The sequence below is a fragment of the Petrotoga sp. 8T1HF07.NaAc.6.1 genome, from assembly GCF_016772115.1.
In the GTDB taxonomy this organism is placed as follows: Bacteria; Thermotogota; Thermotogae; order Petrotogales; family Petrotogaceae; genus Petrotoga; species Petrotoga mobilis.
This window is the reverse complement of sequence record NZ_AUPG01000019.1, coordinates 1-22,355: the sequence shown is the minus strand read 5'-3', so window position 1 is coordinate 22,355 and position 22,355 is coordinate 1. Positions and strand designations below refer to the sequence as shown.

The window sequence follows — 22,355 nt, the reverse complement described above, 5'->3', positions numbered from 1 at the left end:
ATTTGGAGATGGAAAGGCATCTCAAAGAGTCGTTGAATTTTTGAAAAAAACAATTTAGATAAAAAATCTATTATTATTTCAAATCGATCAGGAGGGACATATGATAGAAAAAATAGAAAACAAAACTGCAAAAATAACGATAGTGGGAATGGGGTACATAGGGCTTCCAACATCGATTGCTTTTGCACAAGCAGGATTTAATGTAAATGGGTACGATGTAAATGAAGAAGTTATCAACACGTTAAAAAACGGGAAGATACATATTAAAGAACCTGATCTACAACAAGCATTTGAAAAAGTTTTGAACTCTGGTAAGTTAAAGCCTACCAATAAATTAGAAAAATCGGATGTTTTCATAATATGTGTTCCAACACCGTTCATAAAAAGAGATAATAAAAAATTATCGGATATTAGCTACGTAGAAACTGCATCAAAAGCAATTGCTCCGTTTGTTGAAAAAGATACCCTGGTGATCTTAGAATCTACAGTACCACCTTTGACAACGGATGAAGTAGTTGGAAAGATAATAGAAGAAGAAACAAAATTAAAATTAAACGAAGATTTTTACCTTTCTTATTGCCCCGAAAGGGTCTTACCTGGTAAAATACTATACGAACTAAAAAATAATGACAGAATAGTTGGCTCATCGAGTGAAAAAGCTCAGAAAATTACTAAAGATCTGTATGAATCTATTCTTACAACAGGAAAGGCTTACACAACAGACACACATACGGCTGAGATGTGCAAATTAGTTGAAAATTCATACAGGGATGTAAATATAGCTTTTGCCAACGAACTTTCGATTATTGCAGATAAAATAGGAATAAACGTTTTTGAACTAATAGAATTAGCAAACAAGCATCCACGGGTAAACATACTGAAACCCGGAGCAGGGGTAGGGGGACATTGTCTTGCAGTGGATCCATGGTTCATCGTAGAAAAGTTCCCAGAAGAATCAAGTTTGATAAGAACGGCAAGAGAAAAGAATGATTACAAACCCCAATGGATTGTTGAAAAAATAGAAAAGGAATTAAAAGAAAAGTTCCCAAACAAAGAAAAAGAGATAATCATAGGGATTTTAGGATTATCTTACAAACCAAACATAGATGATCTGAGAGAAAGTCCTTCAATTGAAATTGCTCTTACTTTGAAAGAAAAAGGATACAACGTAGTAGGTTGTGAACCAAACGTTTTGAAAGAAGAGATAAAAGGAATCAAAAATCTTTCATTGAATGAGATATTAGAAAAATCTGACTACTTAGTGCTCACACTGGCTCATGATGAATTCAAACAGAATATAGATTTAATTATGAGTAAAGAAGTTTTGAATGTTGTGGGAATTACTAATAAGGGGTTGAATTGATTTGAAGCAAGTCTTTTCAGATGTTAAAACTGGCGATATTTTGGTTATGGATGTTCCTAAACCCAGCTGTAAAAATGAGGGAATACTGGTAGAAACAATCTATTCACTAGTGAGTGCAGGAACAGAAAGATCACTCATAGATTTTGGGAAGAAAAATTTAATCCTAAAAGCAAAAGAAAGGCCAGACCAAGTTAAAAAAGTTATAGATAAAATGAAAACAGATGGAGTTATAACTGCAGTAAAAGCAGCCTTTAATAAGTTAGATGAACCTTTGCCTCTTGGATACAGTGGTGTGGGTAAAGTTATTGAAGTTGGGAAAGGATGCATAGAATTCAAAGTGGGAGACTTAGTAGCAATAGCTGGAACCCTACATGCAAACCATGCAGAAATTAATTACGTCCCAAAAAATCTTGCTATTAAACTACCATCGGATTTTGAAAATATAGAAGAAGCCTCTTTTATAGCTTTAGGTGCAGTCGCAATGCAAGGAATTAGGCAAGCTGAAGTTGAATTGGGAGAAAAAGTTGCAGTTATAGGTTTAGGGCTTCTAGGACAAATAGCTTGTCAAATACTCCATGCTTATGGGAATGAAGTAATAGGCATAGATATTAACGATGAGCAATATAAAATTGGCAAAGAATATATCGATCATTTTATAAATTCTTCTGAAGAAGATGCATTGAGTAAAGGCATGAATATTACTAACGGTTATGGTGTCGATAAAATTTTAATAACCGCTGCAACAACTTCAAATCAACCTATTGAATTTTCTGCCGAAATTGCAAGAGATAGAGCGATCATATCTATGGTGGGAGTTACAGGGATGGAAATACCAAGAAGGAGCTTTTATGAAAAGGAATTGACTTTTAAGTTATCTCGTTCTTATGGCCCTGGTAGATATGATGAAACTTATGAAGAAAAAAGTATCGATTATCCTATTGGATATGTTAGATGGACAGAGAAACGCATAATGGAAGAGTTTATAAGACTTATTTATACTAAAAGAATAAACATGAAAAAATTAATCACACATAATTTTGAAATAGAGAAAGCCCCCGAAGCTTATAAAATGATAACAGAAAATCCAAACAAAGAAAAATATTTAGGGGTGATCTTTAGTTATCCAAATAATAAGGAAAAAAATAAAAACATTATTGTAAAAAGCAAAGTAAAAGTCCAAGATAAAATTGGTATTGGATTAATAGGTTCTGGGAATTTTGCAAGAAACACTATCTTACCTAATTTAACAAAAATAGATGACTTTGAATTAGTTGGACTTTCAACTAGTGGCAGTACTAGTGCAGGGCAAACCGTAAAAAAATATGACTTTAAATATTCAACAACTGAATATAAAAAACTTTTGGAAGACAAAGATATAGATTTAATAATTATCGCAACACCCCATAACACACATGCGAAATTTGCCATAGAAGCGTTGGACGCTGGGAAACATGTGTATGTAGAAAAACCGTTGGCAATAAATATGGAACAATTAGAACAAGTGAAAGAGGCTTATGAAAGAAACTCTCAGCATCTCATAGTAGGTTTCAATAGGAGGTTTTCTCCTTTTGCAAAATGGATCAAAGAACAACTACAAACAGATAAATTTACTACATTAATACAATACACAATAAATGCAGGAGAAATACCAAAAGAACATTGGATAAATGACCCAATCGTTGGCGGAGGAAGAATAATTGGAGAAGTTTGCCACTTTGTAGACTTCTGCCAATACTTGACTGGCTCAAAAATTAAAAATGTGTCTAATTTTACGGTTAATGCAAATTCCGAAAAGTATATAAATAACGATAATATCTCTATGAACATAGAGTTTGTAAATGGTTCTCTTGCTAATATTATCTACACATCAATGGGACCTAAATCTTATCCAAAAGAGAATGTAAGGGTATTTACCAATGGAAACGTTGCGGAATTGAAAAACTTTGTGAAAGCTGAAATATACAAAGGCGGAAGAAAAATAAAAAAATCAAAATTACAACAAGATAAAGGATTTATTGATGAATATGAATATATCAGAGATATAATAAAAGGTAAGAGGGGAAATGATTACTTAACTTTTGAAGAAATATATGAAACAACAAAAAGTACATTCTGATTACTTAACTTTTGGTTTTAAGTTATTGAAAAGGTTAAAATGCGAATTAGTTTATTAAAATATAACAAGTGAGAACAGTTTGCGGGTTTGGTAATGCTGAAATAATTGATGATGGCATGCACCATTTAATGGTTGAAGAAGTCACTAATAAGAACCAATAATCGTAGAGGAAGAACCGGTAATTGATTATACCTCAACATAAAAAGTTTATATAGTTTTAAAAAAAATTATCTTTTATACAGATTTGGTTAAGCGATTTGCTTGGAGGGAACAGGATGAAAGCATTACAAATAAATACAGTTTGTGGTACAGGAAGCACAGGCAGAATTGCTTCAGACATCCATAAAATGCTTATAGAGCAAGGGCATGAAAGTGTTGTTGCATATGGGAGAGGAACTGCTTATAATTGCGACAATACCATAAAAATAGGAAACAATTTAGATTTTTATATACATGCTTTAAAGACAAGAATATTAGACGAACATGGATTTGGTTCAAAAAATGCGACTCGTAAATTCATAGAAAGAGTAAAAAATTATAACCCAGATATAATTCATCTGCATAACGTACACGGGTATTACATAAATATAGATCTTTTATTCAACTTTTTAAAAGAATATAATAAACCTATAATATGGACTTTACACAGTTGTTGGGCATTCACAGGGCATTGCTCACATTTTGATTATGCGAATTGCTATAAATGGGAAACGCATTGTCAAAAATGTCCACAAAAAACCAGTTTTCCAAAGAGCATATTTATAGATAATTCATATAACAACTTTGAAAAAAAGAAAAAGTTATTTACAGGACTTGATAAATTAACTTTAGTTACACCTTCAGAATGGTTAGCTAAATTAGTAAAAAGATCTTTTTTAAAAGATTATACTGTGAAAGTTATAAACAATGGGATAGATTTGAGTGTGTTTAAACCATCTCCGAGTAATTTTAGAAAAAGATACAATTTAGAAAATAAGTTTATCATATTAGGAGTCGCTAACAAATGGGAGAAAAGAAAAGGATTCGAGTATTTTATTGAACTGTCAAAATTAATAGAACCCGATGAAACTATTGTAATGGTTGGATTATCAAAAAGTGCATTAAAACAGCTACCTAAAAATATTATTGGTATTACAAGAACAAACAATGTTCAAGAACTTGCAGAGATTTATACTAGTGCGGATGTTTTTTTCAATCCTACGTTGGAAGATAATTTTCCAACAACAAATTTAGAAGCATTAGCATGTGGGACTCCTGTTATAACTTTCAATACAGGAGGATCTATTGAAACAATAGATGACACGACAGGATTCATTGTAGAAAAAGGGGATTTAGAACAAGCGATAAAAACTATTAGAAAAATAAAAACAGAGGGAAAAGAAAAATATAGTGAATCTTGTATTAAAAGAGCAAATAAATATTATAATAAAAACAATAAATTTCAGGAATATATTGAGTTGTATGAAGAAAGGATGAATGAATTTAATGTATCAAACCAAATATAAAATTTTTGATATTTTTATATTAATTTTAAATTTAATGTTTATTTTATTATCTTTATATAATTTTTATTTTTCAAAAATTCTTTTGATAACAACTACAATTGTTAATATTACATTATTATATAAATCCATTAAACAAAAATCTTTTTTTATAATGTTTTTTTTCTGGTTTACGTATATAATTTACCTTTATCCCTATTTTTTCTTTGGGACCCAATTGACCCCCTTCATGCATTATCAAAATGAATACATATTTACATTAACACTAATTATACATAGTATTTTTTTGATTTTTTTTAATCTTTTTTTTAAAGAAATAAAACACACCGATGATCCTAAAAAATTTATCAAAATCAAAGATAACTACTTATTTTTTATAGCATCTATTGTAATAATGATTTTTATTATAGTTTTTGGTAAAGCTGGAGAAACAATTTTTGAAAGTGGAGGGTATGGGAGAAATTTAACTACTAATTTCTTAAATTTAGCTATTTATGAATATTATTATATATTTTTTCTTTTGGCAGTAAAATATTCTGATTTAAAAAAACCTAGACTTTTTGTTATTTTTTCCATAAGTATTTTTTATATGTTAAGAAATTTTCCTTTGGTAAAAGAGTATGGGAAGAATATGAATAATCATCTTTCAAATTCCAAATTAAAGAAAACTATGGTTTATATTGGAAGAGTCGATTTTTACGCAAGAGATTTAGATTTTGTTTTATATTGTTTAGCTGATTTACCAGATTGGAAACTTCATATCTATGCGACAGAAAAAATGGACGTCATTCAACATTTAAAAAAACTAACTTATGAATTAAAATTAAATGAGCGAGTAACATTTCACGAACCTGTTCCTTATTATAAATTACATACTGAAATTAATCAATATTATTTAGGTATAATTCCTCATAAAAGAAATTTATTAACTGATTATACTGTACCTAATAAGCTTTATGATTATATCCTTTCAGGGTTAAAGGTGTTATTTAGCAATAATCCGTCTTTACTTGAGGAAAATGAGATTTATAATTTTGGAATGAGTTATGAGGCAGGAAATAAAGAGGATTTTATAAATAAAATTAGATTGTTGGAAAGCAAGGAATTACCAGAGATAAACGATAAAGAGCTTGATTGGAATGTTAATATGGATAGAGTTTTCAATTCTCTTATTTAAGAAAATGAAAAAATTGGTATTGAATAAGGAATAAAAAATTCAATAAGTTTTACAGAGCATATCAAAAATAGCAATTAGCTGGAAGAGGAAAAATTAAGTTTTGGATTTCTTTGCAAAAATATTAAATATGACTGATAATTGGAATTAAACAAGTTATTTAATTTTTATATGCTGTCACTGATTATTTGATAAAAAATAATGGGGTGCGAAATCGTAAATGCGATGGAGGAGAGAAAATATGAAAATATTGCATATTGAGGATCACTTTGTCCCTACTCTTGGTTATCAATTAAATTTTCTTAGTAAATATAATTCTTTGCATAAACACGAGGTTTACATAGTTACCTCGGATAGTTTAAAACCTTGGACTAATAATGGTTTTTTAAAGAACTATAATTTAAAAAAGGAAGACCAAATATTTTCTCAAATTTATGGAATCCATATTAAAAGATTTAAAAGTATTTTCTATTATTCTGGAAGAGAGTTTCTACAGATTAATTTGAAAAAAGAGATTCAAAAAATAAAACCAGATGTTATTTTAGTACATGGGTTAGAGACATTAACTGGTTTGAGAATGATTAACCTCTTAAAAAAAATAAATTGTCCTGTTCTTTTTGACTGTCATATGGTTGAAGCCGCTTCCAAAAACAAAAACAGTAAGAAGTTCCAAGCCTTCTTCAAAAGATTTATTACCCCAAAATTAATTAAAAATCAGAATACAATCATAGCAGTTTCTAAAGCTACAAAAGAATTTATTATTGATCATTATGGAATCCCTGAGGATTTAATCAAAATAATCGAATTAGGAACAGATGATGAAATATTTTATAGAGATGAAAACTTGAGAAATAAGACAAGAGAAGAATTAAAAATAAATCCCTCAGATTTTTTATTAATATATACAGGTAAAATAGTGAGAAATAAAAAAGTTGACATGTTATTAAAAGCATTTGATAAAATCAATAAAGAAAATAAAAAAATAAAATTACTTTTGGTTGGTAGTACTGATGGAGACTACGCTCAAGAATTACTCACAGTATTAAAAAAAGATAAAGATTTTATTCATATAGATACGCAACCTTTAAAAGAATTAAATAAATATTATAACGCTGCTGATATTGCTGTATGGCCTGGTGGAAGCAGCCTGAGTTTTTATGACGCTCAAGTAACTGGACTGCCTGCTATTTTAGAAAATATTGATATAAATGTTGAAAGGTTAAAATATAACAATGGTATATTATTTGAAAAGGATAATTTAGAAGATTTGATAGATAAAATTGAATGGTCATTTCAAAACGATCTTTCATCAATGTCTTTAAATGCAATAGAAATGGTTAAAAATTCTTATACTTATAATGTTCTCACCGAAAAGCTTGAAAACATTTTTCTAACAGAAATAGATAAGTAAAATTGTTTGAAAAAAGATTATATTTTAAAAAGTTCTTTGGAAACATCTAAATAGATGAAGAAAATGTAAAAATTAAAAGGAATACAGATTTTTTGGTTCTTTTCCAAAAACAATAGGTAGAAAAAATAAAAAATGACTAAAATGTAAAAAATTTGGTATCATCTTCTAAAAAACAAAATAAAAAATAATGAGGTGATACCAGATGAGAAATGAACTACCAAAATTATTTGAACAAACACTCAATGTAAATGACCGACTGGGAAAAAGTGAGGATAACTAACGGCAAAATAGAAGGTATGAACTCTAAACTAAGAGGTTTTACTAAAAGAGCTTTTGGATTTAAAAGATCAAAGAATTTAAAAATAACTATCTTTATTGTTTTGGATAAACTTAATTTAACTCCAGCTTAATTACCCACACTATTCATGAGAGAACCATATTTCTTTATTAGTCATGAAAAAAACAAACCATTAACTTAGATGTGGATAAATGTCTTTATATGTAATTTTTGAATATTGACCATGGCTTCCCTTCTTCTGCTATACACAATCATTTTATCTTTATGACTAGTTGAGTTAACCACATTTAAATGATAATGAGTTATAAATATTTTTCTACCAATTTTGTTCAACGCATGGAGAAAAGCATAAAAGGAGTTAAAATATGAGCTTAATCATTTCTTTTATTACTTTAATAATTCTGTTATTTTTATCATTAAAACAATTTAAAAAAGTTATAGGTATAAGTGTTGTTTCTATTTTTCTCTTGTCTTTTTCTTTTTATCAAATATTACCTATAATTTTATTCAATTTAGGTGGTTATCCTATAGGAACAACCTTTCTAAGTGAGAAAACACTGATCAAGGCTTATTTTTTTTCTATTATCGGCCTTGCCTCTTTTTTCTTGGGTTTTCTTACACCTTTTAAATTTATTAAAAAATATAAGTTACGAAATATCTCAAACAAAACGAAAAATATTTCTTTGTTAATTTTTTTTATTGGATTGATGTTATTTTTTTCAGGTATTTTTTTATTGGATATAGAAAAGAATTTTAATAAAAATTTTATAACCGTTGGCATTTTTATGATTATTGGTAGTACTTTAATTTTCTTTTATTGGATGTTATTAAAAACAAAGTCCAACATAAGAGATAAAATTGTATTTGTTTTCCTTTTCATATTTTCCTTTTCATTATTATTGGAAACAGGGAATAGAAGAATGGTCTTGGGTTTCATTTTATTCATGATCCAACTTTATTTGTTACAAAAGAAAAAAAAAGTAAGGGGTACGTACCTTTTACTATTCATTCCAATTACCTTATTTTCCATAATCCTTATTAGAGCCTTTAGAACAGCGCTTTTAGAAGAGAATGATTTATTTAATATGACTATTTATTATTTTAAAATCGGCTTTTCTGATATTCGATTTTTTTCGTCGGCAATTGATTCTCCTACCTGTTTTTTCTTTTTTGGAAGAATATTAGAAGAAGTTCCGCATCATGTACCATATATATATTGGAGATCCTATTATAGAGTTTTTTATTTTATTATTCCTCGATCCTTCTGGCCTGATAAACCTTTAAAGTTAACTCAAACTTTAGGTACCACCTTTTGGCCATCATTTACAAGTTCAACTGGTGCAACTTTAGTAGGAGAATCCTTTTACAATTTTGGCCTAGTAGGTATAGTCATTGTGTTTTTCTTGTGGGGACTGATAGTAAAACAGTTAGAAAGCAAAATCAAATTAAAGGATCCTAACCTTAATATGAATGAAATCTTTTTAATTTCTTTTTTCACCGCTTGGATCCCAGATATATTTAGGGGTGGAGGATTTTCCAGTTCTTTTTCAGGACAAATTTTAACGTTTGGATTACCTTTGTTGATTCTTTTATTTTTTTCTCTTTTACCTTCTAAAAATTAAGGAAAAGATGATTAAACTTGAGTCTATTTTATTTCAGAATAAAGTAATCTTTTTTGATGAGTGATAATTTTTCAGAGTCCAAACAGTTTCATCTTTTCTCTATTTATTTTCAAATCTTTAATTTTCCTTGTTTCATAAAGTATAGAAGGTTCTCTTCCAAAAACAGTGGATAGAAAAAAGCATGATTAAAGTATAAAAAATCTGGCATTATCTAAAGAACAAATCAAAAAATAATGAGGTGATACCGGATGAGAAATGAACTACCGAGATTCTTTGAACAAATACTCTTATTACAAATAAAAACAAATATAACTAACGGCAAAATAAGAAGGTATGAACTCTAAACTAAGAGGTTTTACTAAAAGGGCTTTTGGATCTAAAACATCAAAGAATTTAAAAATAACTATCTTTATTGCTTTGAGTAAACTTAATTTAACTCCAGCTTAATTACCCATACTATTCATGAGAGAACCAAAAAATGCTCTTTGAAAAGTCAAAAAGATACGAGAAAGTGCTCATTTTGACAGAAAAACAGGAATAAAAACGATACAGTTAATGAATAATTGTCTATTAAAAAGAAATAAATTAAGTGAGAGTATTAGTTACAAGCAAGCCGTTTCATACATTAATGTTTTAGGCGAATCAAGCAAATCATCTCTACCCATATTATGAGCTAAGAAAGCTAAGCAATAAGATAAAGGTTAGAAAGATTACACTCAACTTCAACAGCATTGATAAATCTCAAAGAAGTAGAATTAGTCATATCAGCTAACTTAGAAAATATAGATTCAATGATGGTACGTTTGTTGTAAACCTTTTTGAAAGAAGAAGAATCTCTGTTCAAAGAACTACGGAAATCATCTTTAGAAAAGTTTTTGTAAGCATAACAATTATGTTTGTTTAAAGGACAATTAGAAGGATCATCACAAATATACTTATCTCTAAAGATATTCCTTTTAGATTCAAAGTAATGAGAATGAAGAGAAAGAGGATTACCGCAATCACCTACTAAAGGTTTCTTAGAGAAATTCTAAGAGGAATAAAAGCGATAGAATCAGTCTCTAAAGGTACAAAGTCGTAAACATCATGAGAATCATAAGCAGCATCAGCTAACAAATTAAAACCATGAAGATTCAAAAGATCGATGGTCTTATGCAACAAAGGGAAAGCATGATTCTTATCGTGATGACTAGCAGGAGAAACAAAGGTAAAAATAGGGACATTAAAAAAAGAAAGTGTATGAGCTTTAAAAACGAAATAAGAAATAGATTGCTTTTGATTACCGTGATTATCGTAAACAGGTTTAGAGTTAGAAACAGGTTTAACGCCAAAGTTAGCTTGGATAGGATGAGAATAATACACTTTTTGATTTATGAATTTACCATGACTCTTTTTGTTGTTAAAGAGAGAACGAAAAGAAATAGGATAAGAATCGATACACAGATTATTAGGATCGAAAATGCCCTCATAAATACCCTTTTTATTTAATAGACTGAGCAATAATCTCAAACAAAAAAGAAGTATCGAATTTCTTTTTAAAGATAGAGAAAGTAGCTTCAGAAGGGACAAAAGTTATTGATAGGATCAAATCCAATAGTTTGAGCGAATTTAGGATTAGTTCTAAGGAAATAAATCAATTCTCTAGTATTAAACCCTTTAACCTTTTGAACAAACAAAGCTTTAAGGATAGACTGATTAGAATAACCGAGCCTACTGCGCTTATGGTTAAAATTAGGAAAAACAGACCAATCGATAACATTTATTAAATCAAGAAGATATTTAGATTCAGAATGTTCATTAAGACATTGATCATAAACGGAATCGAAATAAAGTTGAGAAGCAATAGAGTAGTAAGACATTTGTAAAACCTCCTTACGATTTAGTGAATTAATAATGCCAAAGAGATTATATCGTAAGGAGGTAAATGTCAACAATAGGAAGGATTAAATATACGTTAAATTGTTCGTTTTAGAATTTCTAAAGTGACTATTATTATAAGAGGAGGAGGAAGTCTCTAAGATGAAACTACTCAGTTTAATTGGTGCGCGTCCACAAATAATAAAAGAAGCAATTCTTAGTAAAGAATTTAAAAAGCATAATATTGAAGAAATCTTGGTTCATTCTGGTCAACATTATGATTTTAATATGTCGGATATATTTTTTCAGTCTTTGAATGTCAAAGCTCCTGATTATAACCTTGGGATAGGTTCAGGAACACATGGTGAAATGACAGGAAGAATAATGATTGAATTTGAAAAGATTGTTGTGAAAGAAAAACCAGAGATTATATTAGTTTATGGAGACACAAATACAACGTTAGCTGGGACATTAGTTGGAGCGAAGTTAAAAATACCTGTTGCACATGTTGAAGCAGGGATAAGGCAAGAACCAAAGGATATGCCTGAAGAGATAAATAGGGTAGTTACAGACCATGTTAGTACCTTCTTATTTTGTCCTAGTCAATTAGCTGTAAAAAATCTTGAGAATGAGGGTATAACAAAAGGAGTATATTTTGTAGGAGATGTAATGTATGATTTATTCAAAATAATGGAACCAAAGTTTGAGGATGAAGCATATAAAGAATTTGGGTTGTCAGAGAACGAATACATTGTATTAACGCTACATAGAGATTTCAACGTAGATAACAAAGAAAAACTTGAAAAGATACTCAAAGCTTTGAAAGAAATATCTAAAATAATACCAATATTTTTTCCAATTCATCCTAGAACTAAAAAGAGAATAAATGAATTTGGATTTGAAAGATATTTAAAAAACTTTGTTTTGAGTGAACCTCTTGATTATCCTAAACTGATGGGAATTGCAAAACATTCATACAAAGTAATAACAGATAGTGGAGGATTACAAAAGGAAGCGTATTTTGCAGGAAAAAGGTGCTTAGTTTTGATGCCAGATACAGGATGGAGAGAGTTAGTAGAAGCAGAATGGAATATGCTAGCAGATGAAAATAACCTAGTAGAAAAGGTATTAAATGAAAGTAAGGTAACATATCCATATGGTATGTACGGGGATGGGAATGCAGGGGAGAAGATAGTATATTTGATAGAAACTTTTAACAACATAAGGCAAAATTATTAATTTTTGGTTTTGTCCAATTGCATGCGTTTGGCATAGGGTTAAGAAAATTAATAGCTTAATTAAAAAAATAACAGAGGTTATCTATTTCTTATTCTATATCAAAACATAATCACTTATTATAAGGATTGAGAAAAAGTTAAGTAAATTTTCCAATATTATAAGTTTTTGCATAAATAAAGTTCTAAGAATAATTGTGGTTCTCTTCCAAAAATAGAGAGTAGAAAAAATAATTGATAAATCTTAGAATGATGAAAATTAAAAATTAAACTTTACAAATTAACTTTTTCATTTTGATTACTTTTCTTTTTTATTAATATAATTTTTGTAAAATGAAAAAAGTTAAAAATTATATTAATAAGAACTTTAATTAGCAAGGTGAAAATAATTGAATCAGTATAAATCATTAATTAAAAATTCTTTCTTATTTGCAATAGGTAGTATAGGATCTAAAGCTATTTCTTTTTTCATGCTTCCATTATACACAAGAATGCTAACTACAAGTGATTATGGTCAACTTGATGTATTACAAACTACCATTTCGTTGTTAATTCCTTTGATTACATTTCAAGCAGTTGAAGCAGTTTTTAGATATTCTGTAGATATGAGGGAAAACAAATCTGCATCAAGCGTTTTAATGAATGGCATTCTTCTTTGTTTATTTGGTATGCTAATCTCTTTACTTCTTTTTCCTGTTTTTACAAGGATCGAACCTTTTTCTTCATATCTTTTATTTTTTTATTTAATATTATTTTTTTCTATGCTTAATGGTGTTTTGAAACAGTTTGTTAGAGGACTTGGGAAAATAAAAGCTTTTGTTGCTTCTGATTTGGCTTATACAGCCTCTTTTGTTACTTTTAATATAATTTTTCTAGTTTATTTAAAAATGGGTTTAAGGGGTTACTTCCTTTCTATGGTTTTAGCCCATCTTATTAATACTTTTATTTTATTAGTATTTGGAAATGTTTTTAAATATTTGAACTTTAAATCTTTTAGTAAATCGTTTATGAAAAGCATGCTTGCTTACTCTGTCCCTTTAATCCCTAATTCGATAATGTGGTGGATTATTGGTGTTTCAGACAGATATATGCTAACCTATTTTCTAGGTTTTGATGCGGTGGGTTTATATGCTGTTTCTCACAAATTCCCTTCCTTACTTGCCCTTCTAAACGGGATCTTTTTAAGAGCATGGCAGTTATCTGCAATGCAAGAGTATGGAAAAGAAGGGTACGAAGATTTTTACAAAAATATCTTTGGAGTCTTATCCTTACTTTTGTTTCTTGTAACAGGGTTAATTTTGTTGATTCTTAAACCGTTAATGAGCGTATTTGTTGCGGATACCTTTTACGAATCATGGAAGTACATTCCATTTCTTTTAATAGGAAATGTATTTCAAGCGTTTTCAAGTTTTTTTGAAACAAACTATACAGCATCAAAAAAAACTAAAGGAGCATTTACAACCTCGGTGTATGGAGCTATAGTAAACGTTGGAATAAATTTATTGTTAATTCCTATATGGGGAATTCAAGCAGCTGCTTTCTCTACAATGTTAGCTTATTTGACAATGTGGCTATTGAGAATATTTGATACAAAGAAATTTGTAAAAATAAAAATAGATTGGAAAAACCTTATTCTCTCAATTATTCTAATTGGAATACAGATAGTGGGATTATATACCATAACCAACATAATAACGTTTTTCATTGTTGAACCTATTTTGATTCTGGCAATGTTGTTTATCCAAAGAAAGTATATAAAGCAGGTATACAATTTCGGCATGAATTTACTGAAGGAACTACGCACCTCTGCAAATTGATGGATTTATAAGTGTACTTGCCAAAACCAAAAGTGTACCAAAAACAAGAGTTAGCTAAAAGAATATGGTTTTTTCTATCGATAATTAAGGGTTATAATCTTTTTATTCTGTTTAGGAATTGAATCAAGGTGTTGGAAATTACTATGGAACTTACGAAGCTCAAGAGATATTTGACCAGTTTAAACCCGAAGAGATAGGGATAGTGCCACTAAAATTTGAACATGCGTTTTATTGCACCAAGTGTGAAAACATGGCTACGGCAAAAACATGTCCACACGGAAAAGAAGACCATGTGTTCCTCAGTGGGACAAAGGTAAGGGAGATGCTTTCAAAAGGAGAAAAACCACCAAAAGAGTTCACAAGAGCCGAGGTCGCAGAAATACTAATGGAATACTATATGGGTAAATGATTTAGTTAATTATTAGATAAAATATTAGATTGTTGAAAAATATACAAGGCGTCTGCATAAGGCGTCTTTTTTTTATTGGTTGAGCCTTTATGTTTTCGACTGTAGAATCCAAGCTTAGCAAGTACAAATCTTTTGATTAATATTATAGAGAAGCTTTTTTCCACTAAAAACTGATTATTAAAACAGAATTTCTACCCAATCTTTTCATTGACATATAGTATAATCTAATGCGAGGGGGAATTGAGTTGTGAAATAAAGCAAAAGTGCACTAAATTTTTTTGATGTTAAAACCTTAATTATATTTGGAGTTGATAAATAGTGAAGGTATTGTTCATAACGAATTTGTTGCCATCTCCTCATAGTCCTACAGGTGGAATTTTCGTAACAAATAGGCTTAAAACTATGCAGAGTTTTAATATGGACTTCGATGTTTATGGTATTATTTCTAAAGATTCTTTTGGAATAAAACTTTTGAAAAAGATTCTTTCTATACCGAGCATAAATTCTACTGATTCATTTTATGAAGTCGATGGGATAAAATATAAATACGCGTCTTTTAGTAGAAGTTTAGGTGATGTCTTTAATTCGAGAGTATTGAAGAAAAATAATCAAATTAAAGATTCAAAAGAAGTTGCAGAAGATCTATTTGATAAAATCAAGGATAATGAGTTTGATATAATTCACGCACATGGGATGTATGAACCTCCTGCGGGATTAGTTGCAAAACTGTTATCGCAAAAGTTAAGTATTCCATATGTAGTTACCGCCCATGGTAGCGATATAAACTTAGCGATGCCTTTGGCAAAAGAATTGTACGTTGATGTTTTAGAAAATGCTTCAAGGGTCATCTTTGTAAGTAATGCCTTATTGAATAAAGCTAAATCATTTGGATATGCTGGTGAGAATTCTGTTGTTATTCCCAACGGAATCGAACCAGATATCTTTAAACCTTTGAATAAAGAAAAGATAAAAAAAGAATTGGGGTTATCTAAAAAGGTTGTTGGGTTTGTAGGTGGATTGAAAGAAGTAAAAAGGGCAGATAAATTGCCCGAAATTTTTTCTTACATTTCTTCAATTTACGATGCTGAGTTTTTAGTTGTTGGAGATGGTGAGTTAAGAGAAGGTATTGAAAATGAATGTAAGAAGAGAAAGTTGGAGGTTAAATTTGTTGGTCGTGTTTCTCATGAAGATGTGCCTTATTATATGAATGCTATGGATGTAATGATACTTCCGAGTAGGAATGAAGGATTTGGAGCTGTTGTTATAGAAGCACAGGGGTGTGGAGTGGCTGTTGTTGGTAGCAGTAACGGAGGTATACCTGAGGCAATTGGAGATGGAGGAGTAGTTGTCAAGGAAGGAGAAGAGTTTGAGAAAAGGTTTGCTCAATCGGTTGTAAAATTATTGGAAAATCCAATTGATGGAAGTTATTTAAGAAAAAGGGCTTTGGGTTTTTCGTGGAAGAATATTGTAGAAAAGGAAATAGAGGTTTATAACGAAGTCTTAAATAAATTTGGAGGAAGTAATGCCTAAAGAGAGAGAATTTATTAAATCTTTTTTTCAATTTTCAATTGGTCAATGGATAGCTGCTTTGATTTCTTTCATCACTACCCCTATTACCACTTGGCTTATAATCCCAGAGGAGTTTGGTAAGGCATCGATGTTCACTTTGGCTTTCAATTTACTTCTCAATGTGGCACTTCTTGGAGCGGATCAGAGCTTTGTTCGTATGTTTTATGAAAGACCTGAGGACAAGAGAAGAGATTTGCTATGGGATTCTTTGTTGCCAAGTTTGAGTATAGGCGTTGTTGTTTTTGTTGCAATTGGTATCTTTTGGGAAAAGCTATCTTTTGTTCTTTTTGGGGATTATAATCATTTTCTTCCGATTTTTTTGTTGGGGGTTACTATTCTAGTTGGTATTTTAGAGAGATTTTCCACATTGGCTGTTCGGATGAAAAAAAGAGGTATCGCTTTTTCTACGTTGAGGGTAATAAACGGAGTGACAAATGCTGTTTTTACGATTTTATACGCGCTTTTTGTTTCAAGAAGTTTTTATGCAGTTATAGTAGGTTTGTTTTTTTCTCATATAGTTACCGCTTTATTAGCGATCTTTTTTGAAAGGGAATTGTGGTTTGGTAAGTTCAAGGTTGATTTTAAATCAATAAAAGCGGTTGTTAGATACGGGCTTCCTTTTGTTCCTACTTTTTTAATTACGTGGCTTTTTCAGTCGATAGATAGGTTGGCGTTAAGAAATTATTCTGATTTTACAGAGATTGGTTTGTATTCTTCTGCTTTCAAAGTGGTTTCGGTGATGAGCTTAATTCAAGTAGGGTTTACTACGTTTTGGACTCCTGTTTCTTATGAAAGTTATGAAAAAGAGCCTGAGAGTAAGGGGATTTTTGAGAAGACCTCTGTGATCATCGCCGCAGCAATGTTTGTGTTTGGATTGCTGTTAGTTGTCTTTAAAGATGTGATATTTTTGCTTTTAGAAAGCTCTTATAGGCAGGCGGCTGGGATTAGTTCTTTTTTGATTTTGATGCCTATTATGTATACTGTTTCTGAAACGACGGTAGTTGGTATCAATTTTATGAAAAAAACGTATTGGCACATGTTGATAGCAACTGTGGCAGCAGGGGTTAACGTGTTTGGGAATTTGATGCTTGTCCCTGTGTATGGTGCAAAAGGTGCAGCATTTTCTACAGGGGTGTCGTATATAGTTTTCTTTTGTATGAGAACGTTTATATCTAAGAGACTGTTTCCTGTTAATTATCATTTGGGTAAATTTTTTATCAGTACGTTTGTTTTTGTGATTGTTGCTTTTATAAACACTTTTGTTCCTAATTTGGGTTTTCAGGTTGTGTCTGCTGTTTTGGGTTTGGTAGTTGTAATGTTTGTGTATAGAGACCAGGTGAAATATGTGTTTGATTTAGGGGTTGATTTGATGAGGGAAGTGAAGGAGAGGGTAGTTAGTAGGTGAAGGAGGGTGTTGGTAGGGCTTTACCAAGGTCACCGAAATACTCATGGAATACTATATGGAAAAGTAATTCAGCTAATTTTTAGATAAAATATTAGATTGTTGAAAATATACAAGGCGTCTGCATAAGGCGTCTTTTTTTTATTGGTTGAGCCTTTATGTTTTCGACTGTGGAACAAAGCCCGGCAAATGCTGTGAAATTTTTGATATATTTTTAGATTGGTAAGTTAAGGTACAATGTAAGGAGAAAATTTGTTGTTAATTATATATTAGATACACAAATTTTTTGCGAAAGGAGATGAAACTAATGATTAAAAAAATTGGCAAAATAGTTTTAAAGTAGTTATAGGATACTTTTATTGGATACTTGTACTTTTTTGGAGAACGGTTGAAAGATTTAAAAGAAGGTAAAATATTCAAATGTCTATTTGAAATATTTATTCTTTTATAGCTATGGTAGATTGATAATTATTTGATTGAGTTTTTAATTAATCTTTTGATAAATATTATAAATGAGTTTTTTACCACTAAAAACTGATTATTAAGAAAGAATTTATACCCAATCTTTTCACTACCATATAGTATAATCTAATGCGGGGTCATATTTTTTCACCCCGCTTTAGTATTGTTTAAGGGTCCGCCTTTTACAATCATCCTTCTAATACGGCCTTGAAAGGTCAATCAACTATTGGTGCTTTAAATTTTGCAAATTCTGATGGTATAAGGTTTAACCCAATAAAATATAAACATCAATGGATGCACTGTATATTACAAAAACGGTTTATTTACAGGAACATGGTATTAGTTATTAGTGGTGATAATATGAATGCTGATTTGGTATTTTCAATAAAAAATTCTGACCATAATAAAATTTATGTTGTCAGAGATAATAAAATACTTTTTCGATTAAAAATTAAAGAACCAGATAAAGACAAATATGATTCTTATGACGGAGAATTAGATATAATGATGGATGGAATCAAAAATCATCCTTTTGATAATTTGTATTTTCAAAGAGATACTCACAAAGAAAAGTTCAAAAAATCCATTTATAAGGTATCATGGCATGGATTTAGTTATAATCAAAACGGAAATATAAAAATGCCAGTTATAAATCTCAAAAACCAAAATAACCAAACAATATTAGAAATAAGACATAAGGGTAAAATTAAAAACGATAAATTGTTTCCATTTCCAATTTGTAGCTTATATATTCCTAAAAATTTTTTTGATAATTCAATAAAATTTCAAAAAATTCAAACTGGAATACCCAAAGAGAATATAATTAATGTAAAAAAAGATGTTTTTTCTAGGATTGATTTTTTTATTTTGCCAAAAAATTATAGTGCAAATGACTTTTTTATGACATCGGCGAATTTGTTATATTTAATTTCAGATAATACATTATTTTCTAGGGAATATCATGGTGAAGTTAGCGATCCGATAAAATGTTATCCATACAAATCTTTAAAAATTATCGATCATGATATTCTTTATAGAATAATAGAAAATGAAGAAACATATTTACCTGAGTTGGATAATACATATAGCCTATTTATACATAATCCAAATAATTCTTTTGATGTGCTATATGATAGATTAACAAAGAAAGGGGAAGATAGATATTCTCTAAGAGACGAGCATGATAAAGAATTAGAAAGAATAAGAAATAAAGATAAAAGTAATGATTAAAAAATTAAAGAGCAGACGATTTGAATAAAAAAGATCGTCTGCTTTTTAAGTTCAAATCAAAAAATCATTCGTACGAGGTCATTTCCCAAATTGCACCTTTATCACAAGAATTGATTGGTGGAAATGTTTCATCAGTTTCTAAATGAATTTTCATTTCTTCATTAGTAGGTAGAGGTGTTCTTGTTCCATCTGTATATTCCACCCACTTGTAATAAGCATTTGCAGGAGATCTTTGGCCTGTTCTATATCTTGCTCCGATTGGCATAAAATTCACCTCCTTTCTTATTTATTCAGTTCAATTATACCACAACATAATGGTTATACAAAATGATAAATACTATATATAGAAAATTATAATGAAGTAATATAACAACTATAATTTTATCCACTTACTAAACGAAAAGTGTACCACCCTATCGCACAAATCCTATATAATAAATTTGAACAAAAAATTGTAGGATTTTTGTATTTTAACAAACACAAAAGTCAAAGAGAGATACCAAAAGAAATAGGGATACACAGAGCGACGCTCAAAAGAGCTATCAAGCAAGGAAGATATAAGAGAAACTTGGTATCAATCAAAAAGAAGGATAAAGGAAGCAAAGATAGATACATGAGTATAGCGATATTGATGGCCTAGGATACGTGAGGTTGTCGTTAGCAATAGCAAGGCATAATTTCGTTGATTCAAGTATAGGACTCTCAAATATGATAGATGGAATAAACCCAAAAGATTACTCTTACCCGATTATATTTTATAATATGAGTATGAGTAATAAAATATTTATAAATTAGGAGGAATAAGTTATGAAAGAAGAGGAAAAAGTGGTATTAGAATATTGTATTAAGGACATTGAATATAGAATTAAGTCATGTGAAAGCTCATATGAAAAAGAAGACTTTAATGAAAAAGTTTCTGATTTTAGAGCTTTTATATTTTCTATGGGAAGTAGTATGGATATAATTAGAAATGAGATTTTCGAAGATTATAAACAAAATAAAAAGTGGAAATATTTTAGTGATATTTTTGATATTAAGAATGACAAAAAACAAGACATTAGGAGCTGTGGAATAAGAGATGATTTTAAGAATTATTTAAGTGATAATTATACAGACCAAAATAAAAGGCAAAAAATTCTAGAAATTATGGAAAATTTAGGGATAATTATCTCGAATGATAAATATTATTTCACTGCACAAAATTTCTCAAAAGGTAAAATTGAAAAAAAGAAAATTAGCTTATGAGATATTTATAATTCATTAAAACATTCTTGTTATCCCAGAAAACCAAATACATATGCTTATTTCAAGGGTGAATTAGTAGGTTATAAGGGTGAAATGTTACTTAGTATAAGCACTACTGAAGGTGAATATAGTTTTGAAATCTTCGGTGGCTGGGTTCCCTTTGAAGGAGCAGAAGAAGACGCTAAAAATAAGGAAAATCCTTATTTGAAAATGATAAAAGATATTGGTAATTATATAATAAGAAATTTGAAAGCTCTGGAAGAAGTTATATGAGTTTTTAAGGTGGAATTTATTTGATTTTATAAGAGCCTTGTATAGGACTCGTGTGAGAGGAAGGGGTACTTTCCTTTAGTAAGTGTACCATCTGTTGGACCATAGTCGGGATACTTTCTAAAACACTTAAAAGTATCGAAAATGCTACAAAAAGCGGGGGTGATAAAAATAAACAATAAGAAAAAAAAGGAACTTAAATCATTAAAACATTTTATCTGTGATTATTATAAAATTTTTCATGAGTATCTTTTTCCTGAAAATTATCAATTAGAATGTAGTGAATCTCCTGATTTCATAGTTAAGTTTGATAATCAAAAAATTGGGATAGAGATAACAGAAACTATTCATGAAAGTAGGAAGGCAAGCGAAAATTTACAAGATGAGATTTGTGAAAACATAAAAAAATACTTAGAGGAAGAAGATATTAAAATAGATATTTGGCTTTTTTTCTCTGATAGCTTAGCTTCTGATATAAGCAAAAGAAAACCAAAAAACCAAAAAGAAACCAAAAAAACAAAAAGAAACGAAATAAAAGATAGCCAATTTATTAAAGACTTTACTGAAGAATATATAAAATATATAATAGTAAGAAGAAAAGGGGAATATTCCTCATTTGAAGAGTTTTGTGAATCAAATAAAAATTCTTTAATATATAAATATTTAGTAGGTGAACCAATAGTAAAACTTTATAGTGAGGAACTTAAAATACGTGAAGGAGTAGGGAATTATGTCTCGATTAATTATTATAAAAAGAAATTACCAGAAATAATAAATAAAAAGATTGACAAGTTGTCCCATTATAGGGAAAACGTCGATAAAATATATTTATTAATAATCACATCATGTGAGCCATATAAAGATCTGTATTTTCTAGCTGGTGAAAGAGAAAATGTAAAGGAAATACTTAATTCATATACTAAAAGAGAAAATAATTTCGATAAAATATTTTTATATAATGAAAACTACTATAAGCCACAAATAATAAAATCTGATTAATAGTTAAGGCAGTTTTACTTGCCAAACGAAAAGTGTACCAAAAATAAGTGTCTGCTAAACGAAAAGTAGTTAGCAATAGCAAATGTTCATTAAAATTAGCAACAGTTTTTAATTGAAAAACGCCCATGGAGGGCGTCTTTTCAAAAATTATTTCAATAACCCTTTTAGTTCTTCTATGGTTATTTCTAACAAGTTGTCTCCTATGTAATCTATCGTCTTCTCATCTGCTTTTCTTATCTTGTTTTTTATTTCTTCAGTTAGTTGGTTACCGAACCTTTTGCTTAATATTCTAATTGCAAATTCAAGTTTCCCTTCTCTTTCACCTTCTAATTTACCTTCGTTTCTCAACTTTTCAGCTATTGTCATAATTATTT

Annotated in this window: 20 protein-coding genes and 1 pseudogene; 16 read left to right on the top strand and 5 right to left on the bottom strand. The window is 29.6% G+C overall.

The genetic code is table 11. The features are described 5' to 3' along the window. Nucleotides 1–100 precede the first annotated feature (100 nt). The 7 genes from NAAC61_RS09690 to NAAC61_RS09660 all read left to right on the top strand — a co-directional run bounded on the left by NAAC61_RS09690 (nucleotide 101) and on the right by NAAC61_RS09660 (nucleotide 9,486). The gene (locus NAAC61_RS09690) at nucleotides 101–1,363 is read left to right on the top strand and encodes a nucleotide sugar dehydrogenase (RefSeq protein ID WP_202695912.1); all 1,263 of its coding nucleotides are present in this window, start codon (nucleotides 101–103) and stop codon (nucleotides 1,361–1,363) included. A 1-nt stretch (nucleotide 1,364) separates the two neighbouring features. Further along, nucleotides 1,365–3,479, top strand: a complete 2,115-nt coding sequence (locus tag NAAC61_RS09685; RefSeq protein ID WP_202695911.1) for a bi-domain-containing oxidoreductase — start codon at nucleotides 1,365–1,367, stop codon at nucleotides 3,477–3,479. 275 nt (nucleotides 3,480–3,754) lie between these two features. Next, a complete protein-coding gene (locus tag NAAC61_RS09680; RefSeq protein WP_202695910.1) occupies nucleotides 3,755–4,984 on the top strand; it encodes a glycosyltransferase in 1,230 nt (409 codons plus the stop codon). Beyond that, nucleotides 4,956–6,158, top strand: a complete 1,203-nt coding sequence (locus tag NAAC61_RS09675) for a hypothetical protein (protein WP_202695909.1) — start codon at nucleotides 4,956–4,958, stop codon at nucleotides 6,156–6,158. Before NAAC61_RS09680 ends, NAAC61_RS09675 begins: the two co-directional genes overlap by 29 nt. 238 nt (nucleotides 6,159–6,396) lie before the next feature. Beyond that, entirely contained in the window at nucleotides 6,397–7,566 is a 1,170-nt protein-coding gene (locus NAAC61_RS09670) for a glycosyltransferase family 4 protein (RefSeq protein ID WP_202695908.1), read from the top strand. Between the two features lie 248 nt (nucleotides 7,567–7,814). Then, the gene (locus NAAC61_RS09665; RefSeq protein ID WP_273542600.1) at nucleotides 7,815–7,976 is read left to right on the top strand and encodes a transposase; all 162 of its coding nucleotides are present in this window, start codon (nucleotides 7,815–7,817) and stop codon (nucleotides 7,974–7,976) included. Between the two features lie 253 nt (nucleotides 7,977–8,229). Then, entirely contained in the window at nucleotides 8,230–9,486 is a 1,257-nt protein-coding gene (locus NAAC61_RS09660; RefSeq protein WP_202695906.1) for an O-antigen polymerase, read from the top strand. 682 nt (nucleotides 9,487–10,168) lie between these two features. Here the strand turns inward: NAAC61_RS09660 and NAAC61_RS09655 are convergent. From NAAC61_RS09655 to NAAC61_RS09645, 3 genes are all read right to left on the bottom strand, one after another. Beyond that, entirely contained in the window at nucleotides 10,169–10,330 is a 162-nt protein-coding gene (locus tag NAAC61_RS09655) for a hypothetical protein (RefSeq protein WP_202695905.1), read from the bottom strand. Between the two features lie 164 nt (nucleotides 10,331–10,494). Continuing rightward, on the bottom strand, nucleotides 10,495–10,986 hold the full coding sequence (locus tag NAAC61_RS09650; RefSeq protein WP_202695904.1) for a hypothetical protein: 492 nt from the start codon (nucleotides 10,984–10,986) through the stop codon (nucleotides 10,495–10,497). 56 nt (nucleotides 10,987–11,042) lie between these two features. Next, complete coding sequence (locus NAAC61_RS09645; protein WP_202695903.1) at nucleotides 11,043–11,345, bottom strand: hypothetical protein; 303 nt, start codon at nucleotides 11,343–11,345, stop codon at nucleotides 11,043–11,045. A 160-nt stretch (nucleotides 11,346–11,505) separates the two neighbouring features. On the opposite strand from NAAC61_RS09645, the gene wecB reads away from it, so the two are divergent. From wecB to NAAC61_RS09615, 6 genes and pseudogenes are all read left to right on the top strand, one after another. Further along, nucleotides 11,506–12,582: a non-hydrolyzing UDP-N-acetylglucosamine 2-epimerase gene (gene wecB, locus NAAC61_RS09640; RefSeq protein ID WP_202695902.1), complete on the top strand. Its 1,077-nt coding sequence runs from the start codon at nucleotides 11,506–11,508 to the stop codon at nucleotides 12,580–12,582. A gap of 385 nt (nucleotides 12,583–12,967) precedes the next feature. Then, the gene (locus NAAC61_RS09635; protein ID WP_202695901.1) at nucleotides 12,968–14,395 is read left to right on the top strand and encodes a lipopolysaccharide biosynthesis protein; all 1,428 of its coding nucleotides are present in this window, start codon (nucleotides 12,968–12,970) and stop codon (nucleotides 14,393–14,395) included. A gap of 127 nt (nucleotides 14,396–14,522) precedes the next feature. Next, nucleotides 14,523–14,804, top strand: a pseudogene (gene sat / locus NAAC61_RS09630) (sulfate adenylyltransferase); the annotation flags it as partial. A gap of 318 nt (nucleotides 14,805–15,122) precedes the next feature. Continuing rightward, a complete protein-coding gene (locus NAAC61_RS09625) occupies nucleotides 15,123–16,334 on the top strand; it encodes a glycosyltransferase (RefSeq protein ID WP_202695900.1) in 1,212 nt (403 codons plus the stop codon). After that, nucleotides 16,327–17,778 (top strand): lipopolysaccharide biosynthesis protein, encoded by a 1,452-nt coding sequence (locus NAAC61_RS09620; RefSeq protein ID WP_202695899.1) that lies wholly within the window; start codon nucleotides 16,327–16,329, stop codon nucleotides 17,776–17,778. The genes NAAC61_RS09625 and NAAC61_RS09620 overlap by 8 nt, the downstream gene beginning before the upstream one ends. A gap of 819 nt (nucleotides 17,779–18,597) precedes the next feature. Next, nucleotides 18,598–19,467, top strand: coding sequence for a hypothetical protein (locus tag NAAC61_RS09615; protein ID WP_202695898.1), 870 nt, complete (start codon nucleotides 18,598–18,600; stop codon nucleotides 19,465–19,467). A gap of 64 nt (nucleotides 19,468–19,531) precedes the next feature. Here the strand turns inward: NAAC61_RS09615 and NAAC61_RS09610 are convergent, their stop codons facing one another. Then, nucleotides 19,532–19,732, bottom strand: a complete 201-nt coding sequence (locus NAAC61_RS09610; protein ID WP_202695897.1) for a YjzC family protein — start codon at nucleotides 19,730–19,732, stop codon at nucleotides 19,532–19,534. 542 nt (nucleotides 19,733–20,274) lie between these two features. Here NAAC61_RS09610 and NAAC61_RS09605 point away from each other — a divergent pair. The 3 genes from NAAC61_RS09605 (at nucleotide 20,275) to NAAC61_RS09595 (ending at nucleotide 21,981) form a co-directional block, all read left to right on the top strand. Next, nucleotides 20,275–20,712: a hypothetical protein gene (locus NAAC61_RS09605; RefSeq protein ID WP_202695896.1), complete on the top strand. Its 438-nt coding sequence runs from the start codon at nucleotides 20,275–20,277 to the stop codon at nucleotides 20,710–20,712. Nucleotides 20,713–20,805: 93 nt separating this feature from the next. Further along, nucleotides 20,806–20,985: a hypothetical protein gene (locus NAAC61_RS09600; RefSeq protein ID WP_202695895.1), complete on the top strand. Its 180-nt coding sequence runs from the start codon at nucleotides 20,806–20,808 to the stop codon at nucleotides 20,983–20,985. A gap of 159 nt (nucleotides 20,986–21,144) precedes the next feature. Continuing rightward, on the top strand, nucleotides 21,145–21,981 hold the full coding sequence (locus NAAC61_RS09595) for a hypothetical protein (protein ID WP_202695894.1): 837 nt from the start codon (nucleotides 21,145–21,147) through the stop codon (nucleotides 21,979–21,981). A gap of 147 nt (nucleotides 21,982–22,128) precedes the next feature. Here NAAC61_RS09595 and NAAC61_RS09590 read toward each other — a convergent pair. Further along, a partial coding sequence (locus tag NAAC61_RS09590; RefSeq protein WP_337920081.1) for a DUF4351 domain-containing protein occupies nucleotides 22,129–22,355 on the bottom strand: 227 nt, incomplete at its 5' end.